Origin of the sequence: Thermococcus gammatolerans EJ3, assembly GCF_000022365.1 — an archaeon.
Lineage (GTDB): Archaea > Methanobacteriota_B > Thermococci > Thermococcales > Thermococcaceae > Thermococcus > Thermococcus gammatolerans.
Genome location: NC_012804.1, coordinates 117,817 through 131,782, shown reverse-complemented (window position 1 = coordinate 131,782; position 13,966 = coordinate 117,817). Strand labels below are relative to the sequence as shown.

Here is a 13,966-nt window from a genome sequence, read left to right as displayed (position 1 = left end):
AATAAATATTCCGGGGGTGGTGAGAGATGGAGGAGAAACCAGTCAAGCTCGTCCTGCCGGAGGTAAAGAACCCGATATTCATCGAGGGTTACCCCGGGATAGGTCTCGTCGGCCACATAGCGGGCAACTTTTTGGCCAAAGAACTCGGAATGGAAATGATAGGCTACGTCGAGAGCCCGTTCATCCCGCCGATGAGCATAGTCCTCGAGGGGAAGCCCAACCCTCCGCTCCGCTTCTACGGCAAGGACAACGTAATCGTGGCGGTAGCGGACATCTACGTTCCACCAACGCTGGTGAACGAGATAGCGAAGGAACTCGCAAGCTACCTCAGCGAGATGAAGGCCGAGAAGGTAATCTCCATCGGCGGAATCGGCATAGGATTCTTCAAGGAGAAGATGGAAGTGTGGGGCGTCGGCGCGAGAGAAGAGCTCAACAGGGAGCTCGAAGAGGCCGGAGCGAAGATACTCCAGTACGGCTCGATTATGGGAATGAGCGGAAAGCTTCTGTGGGAAGCTGGGCGGAGGGGCCTTAACGCCTACGTCCTCCTCGGCGAGACCTTCGGCGACAGGCCAGACCCGAGGGCAGCTGCCAACGTTATCGAGGTTCTCAAGAAGCTCACGCCGATTGACGTCTCAACCGAACCTCTCATCAAGGAGGCCGAGATGATTGAGGAGCAGCTCAGGAAGATGCACGAGCAGATGGAGCAGGCGAGGAAGAAGGAGATGAAGCAGTACGAGAGCATCTACCTGTGAGGTGGTAGCATGGAGGCGGTAATCCTCGCTGGAATCGCGAGACGGGTTTTAGACGAGCTCCTGAGGAACCCTTACAGGACGATAGAGCTCAGGAGCGCGAGGAACGTTTTAGCAATAGAGGAAGCAATGGAAGAAGCCCTCAGACTGTTCCTCACCTACGATCCCCTTGAGGACGTCTCCACAGGAACCGAAGGTCTCCTCGCGGAGCTGATAGAGGCCAGAGAACTTGAGACGAGGGTCCCCTGGGAGGAGAGCGACGAGAGGGAAATCACAGTCTGCAGGGCAAAGGTGAAGCTGGTGGGACTTGGGAGGGTCGTTGAGGTCGAGAGAAGGGACGGAATCCTCGTGGCGAGGGTTAGAGAGTTATTCCCGCAGGAGATGAGCATGGGCTAAAACAGCCTGAGCTGTCTTCCCCTCGATTTTCCATCCCTCTTCGGCGGTTCGAGCTTCCTGAACTCAAGGCCCTCCTTTTCGAGCAGTTTTTTGGCGCCGGAGGTGAGTGAAGGCGCAACCAGTATCCCCCGGACGTTTTCGTGCTCCTCGCGGAGGGTTTCGACGTAGCGCTTGAGCTGGCTGACCGCGTGCAAATCCGCTCTCCTGCGCTTCAACTCGAGAACTACAAGGTTTCCGTCCCTGTCAACCCCCAAAACGTCAACTATGCCGTGCCTTATTGGCTTCTCGCGGTAGAGGGGCTTGAAGCCGAGCTCTATCACCTCGGGGTTCTCGAAGATGAGCTCGGCCATCTCGGCCTCACTACCGGTCAAAGCGAGCTCCTCGTAGTCCTCTGCGTGGAAGACGGTGATTAGGTAAACCTCGTCGAGCTCGACCTCCAGTGTTTCCCTCGGCTTCCTTCTAACTGAGATGAGAACGGGCTTTTCGCGGAGCTCCAGCCTGACGACGCTCCCAGGAGGTTGCCAGTTGACAGGCTCGCGCTTCTCCTTCTGGTGTATCAAGAAAGAGCCGTCGGGTTTAACTATAATCACCCTGTCACCGGGGCCAAGTTCGCTTTTGGCCCTGCCGTCGTAGTGGACCCGACAGCGGGCGAAGATGGTGAGCACTCCCTCGGAGGAAATGGCCAAATCGACGAGGAGTTTTATTTCCTCTGGAGATGGGTTCTCCCTAAGCTCAACCTTGGGCATGGAGAAGAGTTGGGGAGGGGATTAAAAAGATTAATCCAGATTAATCCTCAACTCCCTTCTCGGTAATCCTAAAGACGGCCTCGCCCTCGGGCAGGTGCGGGCTGTCTATGAGCCTGGCGACGCGCTTTCCGGCCTTGCCCTTCCTGAGGTAGACCCTCAGCGTTGCGGAATGGGCGAGTATGTGGCCGCCGACGGGCCTCGTCGGATCGCCGAAGAAGGCATCTGGTTTGGCCTGCACCTGGTTCGTCACGAAGACGGCTATGTCGTAGAGGTCCGCGAGGCGGTGCAGGTCAGCCAAATGCTTGGCGAGCTTCTGCTGTCTCTCCGCAAGCGAACCCCTGCCGACGTACTCGCTCCTGAAGTGGGCCATGAGCGAGTCAACGACGAGGAGCTTAACCGGTCTGTCTGTTGAGGCCTTCTCCTTGATTATCTCCTCGGCCTTCTCGACGAGGAGCATCTGGTGGTTGCTGTTGAAAGCCCTCGCAACGTAGATGTTCTTGAGAACCTCGTCGGGGTCCAGACCCCTTGCCTCGGCTATCTGCCTTATCCTCTCGGGCCTGAAGGTGTTCTCGGTGTCAATCCATATCACCGAACCGCCGAGGCCCCCTTCCTCCGGCGGTTTCTGGACCATGACGGCGAGGGTGTGCGCGAGCTGAGTTTTGCCGCTTCCGAACTCACCGAAAACTTCTGTTATCGCCTGCGTCTCTATTCCTCCGCCGAGGAGCTTGTCGAGGCTCTTGCTTCCAGTGGAAATCTTGCCTATGGTCCTCCTCTTCTCCATGTACTCGTCGGCGCGCATGAAGGTCCCTATGTTCGCGGCTTCCCTTGCGGCCTGGATTATCTTAAGCGCGGCGCCCTCACTTATTCCCGCTATCTCCTTGAGCTCGAGGGGCGAAGCGACTGCTATGGCCTCGATGCTGTCATAACCGGCTTCGCGAAGTTTTTCAGCTGTGGCAGGACCGACACCCGGCAGATCCTCCAGAGTTTTGATCTCCTTCCCTTTTTTCTTCTTTGAAGACGATGACTGTGAGCTCTCGGCTATTTCAAGCTCCTCAAACTCCTCAAGCTCCTTAACCTCATCAACTTTCTTCTTCGCCATGAGACTCACCCGGGAATACCCTTAATGGAGGTAAAGTTTGGGGGTTAAATAGCTTTTCCCGGAAAAATCGAGAAGACAATCTTTTAAGATTTTCGCCCTTTTCGAAAAACAAACCTTAAAAGCCCCCAGATCTTACTGGAAAACCCAGAAAAAAGAAAACTTCGCAAGATAAGCTCAAACATCACAGTTTTCTAGTGGAAAGAGAACTCCTCAATACTATCAGTCTGGCACCCTCAGGAATCGGCTCGTCGAGCGGGGGATTGAGAACCGGGCCATCACGGTAGTAACCGAGGAGAAACAGGTTCTTTGTCTCCTTGAGCTCTCGAAATACCTCTATGTACGGTCTGCCCCAGAAGTTCCGACCGTCAATCACGGTGATGTCGTAGCCCTTAACCGAACTCGTTATGTCGTCTATGACATCAACTACTTCCGGTTCGAAGACGGAACTCGCGAGAAGTCTTCCTGCCAAGCTTCTGCTCACGATGACCCTGTCGGCTCCGGCACCCTTCAGGAGCTCAACGCTGTCCTCGCTCAGAACCTCAACGAGAACCTTTGCATTGGACATCCTCTTCACCATGAGGGTCACGAAGACCGCCCTGGAGTCGTCTTCGAGGGCCAAGATTACGTGAGAAGCCCTGTCAACTCGGGCCCTCTCAAGGGTCTCCCGGTTTGTTGGATCCCCTATGAGGACTTCGATTTCCTCAGGAAGCTCAACCTTCTTGCGCTCCTCCTCGCTGGGAAAGAGGACCACTATCGGGGCAAGTTTTAGCTCACCGCGCTCGATTGCACCCATAAGTTCGTTAACGCAGGTTGAAACGCTACTTCCTTGACCAATTATCAGATAATGGCTGGAGTAACTAACACGGTGCATGCCCATCATCCTCCTCAGGGACGAGGAAATGAAGTTCTCGGCCAGAAGGGAAACGAGGGCCGTAAAAGTCGAGATCCCCGCGACAGAAGCTACCATTGCAACGATTCTTCCCCCTTCTGTCGAGGGAGTGACATCACCGTAGCCAATGGTCGCCATCGTTATAACCGCCCAGTAGAAGGCAGTGAAGAAGTCAACGCCCTCAAAGTACTCAAAGGCAACTGCAAAGGCGACTGCCAAAAGGAGAACCACAAGCGCTATCTGGATTAATCTGTTTCTGCTCACCTTGATCCTCATTCGAAGCAGTCGCCTCACGACGATTACAGGTAGCATGTAGTGAAATCGAGAAGAGAGCTTAAAAACGTTGATACACCACACCCCCGGGATGAGCCCTAGTGAACATTTAGTTCCAGTGGAAACAAAGGTCTTTTTCGATCGTTATCGAAAAGACCCCCCAGAGTTTCATTTCCACTGGAACCGGGATACGGAAATGGACGGGTTAAAGGGGCATTGCATTTGAAAAAGTCGTTTTGGTTGGGGTTTTTAGTACGTAAATGATATACTGTTCAGCTTGCTTTTGAATTTAATTTGAACATGTCCAGATATTCTTCATATTCTTTTAAACTATCGGGTATAGTCTGAACATTGTTCATGCAAAAGATTAAAAGCTCAAGACGTAGAAAAAATGGGAGTGTTTTCACCAAAACTACGAAGAAAAGATAGGCGTAGCCTTTCCCCGGTTCCAGTGGAAACAAAACCCTGGGGGACTACAAGTTCATTTAACTATCTTGGAATTTTAACTGTTTTCACTTATCTCACTTGCTCAAAACAATACATTGATGAACTAAAGCTGATAGCCATTTTTGTTCATTTTTCTTTCAGTGGAAATTCAGAACGCACCGCTTCGTTCACTTTACGTTTGTATAGTTTGATGTCCATTTATGGTCATCCGGAGTTCCCGTTTCCTTTGGAACATCTTGCCTATCCAGTGGAAACTTCCCTCTCGTTTGAACAGGTTCCTGACAAGCAAAGGCTATAAACCCCTCATCGTAGATTGGTTAGCTTTCCACTGTGTCCGGTGCTTCGGGTGGAAAGTACTGTAGCATTCGCCCAATATTTAGGAAGTTTGTGGGTATAATGTCATGATGTCTCATTAAAATGTGCCAATAATGTATGAAAATCAGATTTGGCGTGCCCTAGTGTGGCAGGAGGAGTTTCGTTTCCACTGGAAGTAAAATCGGTGGTGCCTATGGATGACTACCTTGGCTCAATATTCGAAAAGTACCTTCACGCCAAGAAGATCTTCAAGAACAAAGAGGTATTGCGACACAGCTACACCCCTAAAGAGCTCCCTCACAGGAGGGAGCAGATAGAAGAGCTGGCCCATATTCTAGTTCCAGTTTTAAGGGGTGAGACGCCTTCGAATGTTTTCGTGTACGGTAAGACCGGTACAGGAAAGACCGTCACAATCAAGTTCGTCACTGAGGAACTCAAAAAGATCTCCGATAAGTACAACGTCCCCGTTGAGGTCATTTACATCAACTGTGAGATCGTGGACACCCAGTATCGCGTTCTGGCGAACATCGTCAATTATTTCAAGGAGGAGAGCGGCGTTGAGGTGCCCCTCGTTGGCTGGCCGACTGATGAAGTGTACGCCCGGCTTAAGGAGGTAATTGATTCTAAGGAGCGCTTCGTGATAATAGTCCTCGACGAGATAGACAAGCTCGTGAAGAAGAGCGGGGACGATATACTCTACTCGCTCACGAGGATCAACACCGAGCTTTCCAAGGCGAAGGTCAGTATAATCGGCATCTCAAACGACCTCAAGTTCAAGGAGTATCTAGATGCGCGCGTTCTATCAAGTTTGAGTGAAGAGGAGGTTGTTTTCCCACCTTACGATGCCACACAGCTCAGGGATATACTCATGCAGCGCGCAAAGGATGCCTTTAATGAAGGCGTCCTCGACGACGCGGTAGTTCCCCTGTGTGCGGCTCTTGCCGCTCGCGAGCACGGCGATGCGAGAAGGGCATTGGATCTGCTCCGTGTTGCCGGTGAGATCGCTGAGCGCGAAGGTGCGAGCAAGGTAACCGAACGGCACGTATGGCTCGCACAGGAGAAGATAGAGCAGGACACCATGGAAGAGGTCATAAAAACGCTTCCCCTTCACTCCAAAGTTCTGCTCCACGCGATCGTTCTCCTGGACGAGAACGGTGAACTGCCGGCAAACACGGGGGACGTTTACTCCATCTACAAATCCCTATGCGATTACATTGACCTCGACCCCCTCACCCAGCGCAGGATAAGTGATCTGATAAACGAACTCGACATGCTTGGTATAATAAACGCCAAGGTTGTGAGCAAGGGCCGCTACGGTAGAACCAAAGAAATCCGCCTGAACGTTACCCCCCACAAGGTTAAGAAGGTTTTCAGTCAGGACGATCAGCTCAGGCCCCTCCTCACCCTTAACCTCTCCCGTCAGAGGAGGTTGATCTGATGCTGGTTGAAGATCTAATGCGGAACAAGTACCTCATCACCCCTTCCGCATACTACCTCCTCGAGCAGTACTACAAAAAGGATTTCTCTCTCGCTGAGCTGATAAAATTTGCCAAGGCCCGGGGATCATTCGTTATCACATCCTCCATAGCGGAGGAGTTTCTTTCGTCCAAGGGCCTCATCACCAGTGCTCCTCCCGAGGCATCCGAAGTTCCTTCCGAAACGGGGGGACTAGAGACCTATATTTCCACTGGAAACCCCGTTGAAAAAGGCCCTTTAGAATCCTCTAATGATGAAAATATGGTTGAAACAGAGAGTTTTTCCGGAGGGGAGAGTTTCGTTTCCACTGGAACCGATCTAAACGAATCCCCCGTTGAAGTCGTTGTTGATTCCGAGGAATCCGCACAAGAGGAGGTTTCCTCAGGGCCTTTTCCAGTGGAAACGGGGGAGAACGTCGTTGATGTCCCTGACCTTTATGGTGATGAACCCCTCGATGCCGACTCAAATGGAGAGCTGAACGGTGTTTCAGTGGAAAACGGGAACGGGGTCACGCCGAAGATAATCTACGGGGACTACGGCATTCCGATAGCCTACGTTGGTGAGGAGGTGCCCGAGGAAGAAAAGAGCTACTCTGTTTACGATGACGTTGTTATAACCCCAAACCCCGCTTTTCACTACCGTGCCGCGGAGATGCCCGACGAATCGGAGGTTGTGTTTGATGTTAAGAATGTGAGGCTCTCCCCTCCCAAGGCCAACAACGCGGCCGGTAAAGAGGGGGAGTTTCTCGTTGAGGCTTATCGCCTTTATTTCCGCTCTCGCCTGAAGAAGATGCGCCGGATTTTCCGGGAAAACCCCGAGATAGGTGGGATCATCGATATAGGAAAGCTCAGCTATGTCCAGCCAGGTTCAGAAGTAACGGTCGTGGGTTTGCTCACCGACAAGAGGGAGACGAGCAAAGGGTACGTGCTTGAGCTCGAGGATGCAACGGGCAGGATAAAGGTCTTCATCAACAGAAACAGAGAGGATGCCAAGCTTGTCATGAGTATAATGCACGACGCAGCGATTGCTGTTTCCGGTAAGTACTCGGGTAAGGGTATGATATTCGCGGATCACATATACCTCCCTGACGTTCCAAAGGTTCGCTCTCCCAAGCCGCCCCTCAAGGAGAAGGTTTATGCAGTTTTACTGAGCGACATCCACGTCGGCTCAAACAAGTTCTGCGAGAAAGCCTTTGAGAAGTTTCTCGAATGGCTTAACGGCAACGTCGAGAACGAGACCCATGCAGAGCTCGTAAGCAGGATAAAGTACATGATCATAGCTGGCGACGTGGTCGATGGTGTGGGTATCTACCCCGGTCAGTACGAGGAACTTGCGATTCCCGACATCTTTGATCAGTACGAGGCCTTGGCTAATCTCCTCCGCAACGTTCCGGATCATATTCACGTGTTCATCGGACCCGGCAACCACGACGCCGCGAGAACTGCCCTGCCGCAGCCCGGCTTTTATGAGGAGTACGCCCGCCCGATATACCGTCTTAAGAACGTCACCATAATCAGCAACCCCGCCCTCATAAAACTTCACGGCAGGGAGTTCCTTATAGCTCATGGCAGGGGAATAGAGGACGTCGTCACCGAGATACCCAACAGGAGCCACCACCGGCCGGCGGAGGCGATGGTTGAGCTTCTCAAGCTCAGGCACTTAGCCCCGACCTTCGGTGGGAAGGTACCCATCGCCCCAGACCCCGAGGATCTGCTCGTCATCGAGAGCGTTCCCGATCTTTTCCAGGCCGGCCACGTCCACGTTATGCAGTACAAGATTTACAACGGTGTCTTCGTCATAAACACGGGAACATGGCAGGCCCAGACTGAGTTCCAGAAGATGGTGAACATAGTTCCGACGCCCGCGCGCGTGCCGATAATAGACGTTGAAACCGCCCGTCTGCGTGCGGTTATAAACTTCGAGCAGTTCTGCGAGGGGGTTTGAATGGGGGATGAGCTCTACTCACCCGGGATGAAGGCTTACTTCGAATCACTCCAGAGGGAGATTGACAGGGCCTATGAGATAGCAAGAAAAGCTCGCTCTCAGGGAAAAGACCCAAGCCTCGACGTTGAGGTTCCCCAAGCAACCGATATGGCCGGCCGTGTTGAGAGCCTCGTGGGTCCGCCGGGCGTCGCCGAGAGGATCAGGGTTCTTGTGAAGGAGTACGGCAAGGAATTGGCTGCGCTGAAGGTTGTTGATGAAATCATCGAGGGCAAGTTTGGCGACCTTGGGAGCAAGGAGCGCTATGCTGAGCAGGCCGTCAGAACTGCCCTCGCGATACTCACCGAGGGTATAGTCTCAGCTCCGCTCGAGGGAATAGCTGATGTAAAAATCAAGCGCAACACCTGGGCCGACAACAGCGAGTACCTGGCCCTCTACTACGCCGGCCCGATAAGGAGTTCCGGCGGAACCGCTCAAGCTTTAAGCGTCCTCGTCGGCGACTACGTGAGGAAAAAGCTTGGCCTCGACCGCTTCAAGCCGAGCGAGGAGCATATAGAGAGGATGGTCGAGGAGATAGACCTCTATCATAGAGCCGTTACGAGACTGCAGTATCACCCAGAGGCCGATGAGGTAAGGCTCGCGATGAGGAACATCCCCATTGAGATAACCGGTGAAGAGACCGATAAGGTGGAAGTGAGTCACAGGAACGTTCCCGGTGTCGAGACCAACCACCTGCGCGGTGGAGCGATTCTCGTTTTGGCGGAGGGTGTCCTCCAGAAGGCGAAAAAGCTCGTCAAGTACATAGACAAGATGGGCGTGGAAGGCTGGGACTGGATAAAGGAGTTCGTGGAGGCCAAAGAGAAGGGCAAATCCGAGGAACCCAAGGCCGACGAATCCAAGGCCGAAGATTCCGGAGCGAGGGAGGAAATCACCGAGAAGGTCGAGAAGGGCTTCTACTACGAGCTCTACGAGAGGTTTAAAGCCAACATCGCCCCCAACAAGAAGTACACGAAGGAGATAATCGGTGGCAGGCCCCTCTTTGCCGAGCCTTCAGAGAACGGTGGCTTCCGCCTGCGCTACGGAAGGAGTCGCGTCAGCGGTTTCGCGACGTGGAGCGTTAACCCGGCCACCATGCTAATCCTCGACGAGTTCATAGCGATAGGAACGCAGATGAAGACCGAGAGGCCTGGGAAGGGCTGTATCGTTACCCCCGCAACCACTGTTGAGGGGCCAATAGTCAAGCTCAAGGACGGGAGCGTCGTACGGGTTGACGACTACGAGACGGCTCTTAGGGTTAAAAACGAAATTGAGGAGATTCTCTACGTCGGAGATGCCCTCGTGAACTTCGGCGACTTCGTTGAGAACAACCAGACGCTTTTGCCGGCCAACTACGTCGAGGAATGGTGGGTTCAGGAGCTGGTGAAGGCAATCGAGGAACTCTACGAAGTCGAGCTCAAGCCCTTCTCCGACAACCCGCGCGAGGCAATAGAAGAGGCCGCCGAGTACCTCGAAATAGACCCCGATTTCCTTGAGAGTCTTTTGAGAGACCCGCTCCGCGTCAGGCCGAGCGTCGAGCTGGCGATACACCTCTCAAAGGTTCTGGACATACCCTTCCACCCCTACTACACCCTCTACTGGAACACGCTGAAGCCTGAGGAAGTGGAGGAACTCCAGAGGGCTTTGCTAAACGCCCAAATCGAGTGGGACGAGTTCAGGAAGCTGAAGTTCGCGAGGAAGGTAATCCTTGACAACGACCCCAGAATCAAGCGCTACCTCGAGCTCCTCGGCCTGCCCCACAGGCTCGAGAGGACAGAGGACAGGAGGAAGGTCATCGTCGTTGACTACCCGTGGAGCGCCGCTCTGCTCACGCCTCTCGGCAACCTTGAGTGGGAGTTCAAGGCTAAGCCGTTCCACACGGTCATTGATATAATCAACGAGAACAACCCGATAAAGCTCCGCGACAGGGGAATAAGCTGGATAGGGGCCAGAATGGGCAGACCCGAGAAGGCCAAGGAGAGGAAAATGAAGCCCCCTGTTCAGGTGCTCTTCCCGATTGGCCTCGCTGGCGGGCAGAGCAGGGACATTAAGAAGGCCGCTGAGGAGGGCAAGACCGCCAAGGTCGAGATAGCCTTCTTCAGGTGCCCGAAGTGCGGACACGTTGGCCCCGAGCACCTCTGCCCCGTCTGTGGGACGAGGAAGGAGCTCCTCTGGCACTGCCCCAAGTGCAACGTTGATTATCCTGAAAGCGAGGCTAAGGAGTTCGGCTTCCGCTGTCCGCGCTGTGACGTCGAGCTGAGGCCCTACGCTGAGAGGGAAATAAAGCCCTCCGAACTGCTCAGAAGGGCAATGGAGAACGTCAAGGTCTACGGCATCGACAGGCTCAAGGGCGTCAAGGGTATGACCTCCGGCTACAAAATGGCCGAGCCCCTTGAAAAGGGCCTCCTGAGGGTTAAGAACGACGTTTACGTTTTCAAGGACGGCACAATCCGCTTCGACGCCACCGACGCCCCGATAACCCACTTCAAGCCGAAGGAGATAGGGGTCAGCGTTGAAAAGCTTCGCGAACTTGGCTACACCCACGACTTCGAGGGCAAGCCCCTTGAACGGGACGACCAGATAGTCGAGCTGAAGGTTCAGGACATAATCCTCTCCTACGAGGCGGGTAAATACCTTCTCAAGGTCGCGCGCTTCGTTGATGACCTGCTTGAGAAGTTCTACGGTCTGCCGAGGTTCTACAACGCCGAGAAGATGGAAGACCTGATAGGCCACCTCGTCATCGGTTTAGCACCCCACACCTCGGCCGGAATCATCGGCAGGATAATCGGCTTCTCCGACGTTTTGGTCGGCTACGCGCACCCGTATTATCATGCGGCGAAGAGGAGGAACTGCTTCCCTGGTGATACGAGAATTTTAGTTCAGATTGATGGAAAACCCGCGAGGATAACGCTCCGCGAGCTCTACGAGCTGTTTGAAGGGGAAAGCTACGAGAACATGGTCTACGTGAGACGGAAGCCGAAGAGGGACGTTAAGGTTTACTCTTTCGACCCCGAGAGAGGGAAGGTCGTTCTCACCGATATCGAGGACGTTATAAAAGCTCCAAGCACCGACCACCTGATTCGCTTCGAGCTCGAACTCGGGAGGAGCTTCGAAACGACCGTCGACCACCCGGTTCTCGTCTACGAAAATGGGAAGTTCGTGGAAAAGAGGGCCTTCGAGGTGAAGGAAGGGGAGTTAATTGGAGTTTATGAGAATGACTCCATAAAACCATTCAAAATTGAACGCATTAAATACGTCAAGCCTAAAGATGACTTTGTGTTCTCATTGAACGCTAAAAGCTACCATAATGTACTAATAAATGAGAATGTTGTAACACATCAATGCGACGGAGATGAGGACGCTGTCATGCTCCTCCTCGATGCGCTACTAAACTTCAGCAAGTATTACCTCCCAGAGAAGCGCGGCGGTAAAATGGACGCACCGCTGGTCGTCACCACGAGGCTCGACCCGCGCGAGGTTGACAGCGAGGTCCACAACATGGATGTCGTCCGCTATTATCCCCTCGAATTCTATGAGGCCACCTACGAGATGAAATCGCCGAAGGAAATCAAGTTCATCGAGCGCGTTGAAGACCGCCTTGGAAAGCCCGAGATGTACGAGGGGATAAAGTTCACTCACGATACGGACGATATAGGCCTGGGCCCGAAGATGAGCCTGTACAAACAGCTCGGCGACATGGTCGAGAAGGTCGAGAGACAGCTCGCTTTAGCTGAGCGGATTCGCGCGGTCGATGAGCACCACGTGGCTGAGACGATACTCAACTCCCACCTGATTCCCGACCTAAGGGGCAACCTGAGGAGCTTCACGAGACAGGAGTTCCGTTGCGTGAAGTGCAACACGAAATACAGGAGGCCGCCCCTTACCGGCCGCTGTCCGAAGTGCGGTGGAAAAATCGTCCTGACGGTTAGCAAAGGCGCGGTGGAAAAGTACCTGCCCACTGCAAAGATGCTGGTCACCCGCTATAACGTCAAGGACTACACGAGGCAGAGGATTTGCCTGACCGAGAAGGACATAAAGACGCTCTTCGAGACCGTTTTGCCCGAAAAGCAGAGGACTTTGCTCGGCTTCTCTGCGGACGTCTGCGAGAAGATGATTAAGGAGAGGACTGGTTCTTCCAACGGAAAGAACGGCTACCTCGACGGCTTCAACGGAAAGAACGGGAAGGTGGGGAAAGCGAAGACTAGCAAAGAGGTTGAAAAGAAGAATGATGCAGAATCCCGGACAAAGAAAAAGCCCTCGGAGAACCTCAAGAAGGAAGTCAAGAAGGAGAAGGCGAAGGCCAAGAGGAAGAAGCGCATAAGCCTCGACGAGTTCTTCGGGAGTTGAGGGGTTAGCTATTTATAGGCCTTCCGCCTATTTCTCTTGATGCTCGACCAGTTCAAGCTCCTCCCCAGCGTTGCCTACCTGCGCGTCGAGAGGCAGGCCTTCATAGGCTACTCCATGCCCCTGGCGGGGTGGATCGGGGAGTACTTGATTAATTATCAGAAGCTCCCCAGGCCGAACTTCCTCGGAAGGGCGATGAGAAAGCTTGGGTTCTCCTTGGTAGGGGAGGAGAGAGACGACCGTTACATCACTCAGTTCTTCACGAAGAAGGGCGTTTCAATAAGCGCGAGCTGGGACGTCGAGAGGGAAAGTCTGTTTCTCCAGCTTATTCCGCTCCGTTCGAGGCTCTCCCGCGGTTTAACCGTCAGGACGGAGCACATAGAGTTTTACGACCAGTACGTGGTTGGGATAGAACCCGCCGGTAAGCTTCCGCCGGGAATCAGGGGGATAGGGATTAAGGCCCTAATCCTCGAGGATTTCTATCCCGTTGAGACCCCTTATTGGGGAATGCTCCACGAGGACTGGGAGAGCGAGCTCAACCTGCTCGTGATGAGGGATGAAGTTTACGACTCTCTAAAGCGAGAGGAGTATCGTTGTCCGGTCTGCTTCTCTCCACTCACCGAGGAGAACGGCGTTTTGAAGTGTACCCGCTGTGGTTTCGTTTACACCCCCGAGACTGACTTCGAGAGGGTCATCGAGCAGTTCAGCGTCGAGGAGTTTGCGTTCTAGAAACTCTGCTGGGCAAAGTTTCATCAAAGTTTCGTGATTCCTCCCAGAAAGCCAACTGAGAAAAAGGCTTGCAGTCCCAACAGGCATTTTCAAAGGAATTCTTCCCTAAAACTCCACACTTAAAAAGGTAAACCTATCAAAAGAGCACTTCACAAAAGAATCACAAACTTGGTCAAACTAGGAGAGGGCTACGAATTTTGATAAATCCCTATGGGGTGACTTTTCACTAAACTTTATAAGCCTCTTCTCAGCTTTTCATAACGGGCAGCCCCGTGGTGTAGCGGCCAAGCATGCGGGACTTTGGATCCCGCGACCCGGGTTCGAATCCCGGCGGGGCTACCATAGAAACTTTGCTTTCGCAAAGTTTCATCAAAATGAGAATGCATTTTCAAAAAAGGGTTGATTTTTAGGTGGTTTACTTCTAAACTCGCCTGTTTAGGCGTGTTTTCTCTTGGTGGTGTCCATCGGGCGCTTTCGATGAAGCAAAACCTCTGCCGGCAATCAACTTAAAAACAACGTACAACAC

9 protein-coding genes and 1 tRNA gene are annotated in these 13,966 nt (G+C 53.2%); 7 read left to right on the top strand and 3 right to left on the bottom strand.

What is annotated here, in order from left to right; genetic code table 11:
• Positions 1-26: 26 nt before the first annotated feature.
• Positions 27-752, top strand: a complete 726-nt coding sequence (locus tag TGAM_RS00680; protein ID WP_015857756.1) for a proteasome assembly chaperone family protein — start codon at positions 27-29, stop codon at positions 750-752.
• A gap of 9 nt (positions 753-761) precedes the next feature.
• On the top strand, positions 762-1,145 hold the full coding sequence (locus TGAM_RS00675) for a DUF473 domain-containing protein (protein ID WP_015857755.1): 384 nt from the start codon (positions 762-764) through the stop codon (positions 1,143-1,145).
• On the opposite strand, the gene nucS is transcribed toward TGAM_RS00675, so the two are convergent.
• The 3 genes from nucS to TGAM_RS00660 form a co-directional block, all read right to left on the bottom strand.
• Entirely contained in the window at positions 1,142-1,891 is a 750-nt protein-coding gene (gene nucS, locus TGAM_RS00670) for an endonuclease NucS (RefSeq protein ID WP_015857754.1), read from the bottom strand. The two genes, TGAM_RS00675 and nucS, sit on opposite strands and share 4 nt — an antisense overlap.
• Positions 1,892-1,931: 40 nt before the next feature.
• Positions 1,932-2,990 (bottom strand): DNA repair and recombination protein RadA, encoded by a 1,059-nt coding sequence (gene radA, locus TGAM_RS00665; protein WP_048810961.1) that lies wholly within the window; start codon positions 2,988-2,990, stop codon positions 1,932-1,934.
• A 181-nt stretch (positions 2,991-3,171) separates the two neighbouring features.
• Positions 3,172-4,191, bottom strand: a complete 1,020-nt coding sequence (locus tag TGAM_RS00660) for a potassium channel family protein (protein WP_015857752.1) — start codon at positions 4,189-4,191, stop codon at positions 3,172-3,174.
• A 916-nt stretch (positions 4,192-5,107) separates the two neighbouring features.
• On the opposite strand from TGAM_RS00660, the gene TGAM_RS00655 reads away from it, so the two are divergent.
• The 5 genes from TGAM_RS00655 to TGAM_RS00635 all read left to right on the top strand — a co-directional run bounded on the left by TGAM_RS00655 (position 5,108) and on the right by TGAM_RS00635 (position 13,782).
• On the top strand, positions 5,108-6,352 hold the full coding sequence (locus TGAM_RS00655) for an ORC1-type DNA replication protein (RefSeq protein WP_048810960.1): 1,245 nt from the start codon (positions 5,108-5,110) through the stop codon (positions 6,350-6,352).
• Positions 6,352-8,334, top strand: coding sequence for a DNA-directed DNA polymerase II small subunit (locus TGAM_RS00650; protein ID WP_015857750.1), 1,983 nt, complete (start codon positions 6,352-6,354; stop codon positions 8,332-8,334). Before TGAM_RS00655 ends, TGAM_RS00650 begins: the two co-directional genes overlap by 1 nt.
• On the top strand, positions 8,335-12,714 hold the full coding sequence (locus TGAM_RS00645) for a DNA-directed DNA polymerase II large subunit (RefSeq protein WP_015857749.1): 4,380 nt from the start codon (positions 8,335-8,337) through the stop codon (positions 12,712-12,714).
• A gap of 39 nt (positions 12,715-12,753) precedes the next feature.
• Positions 12,754-13,440, top strand: coding sequence for a hypothetical protein (locus TGAM_RS00640; RefSeq protein WP_015857748.1), 687 nt, complete (start codon positions 12,754-12,756; stop codon positions 13,438-13,440).
• Positions 13,441-13,706: 266 nt separating this feature from the next.
• Positions 13,707-13,782 (top strand) — tRNA-Gln (locus tag TGAM_RS00635).
• Positions 13,783-13,966 lie beyond the last annotated feature (184 nt).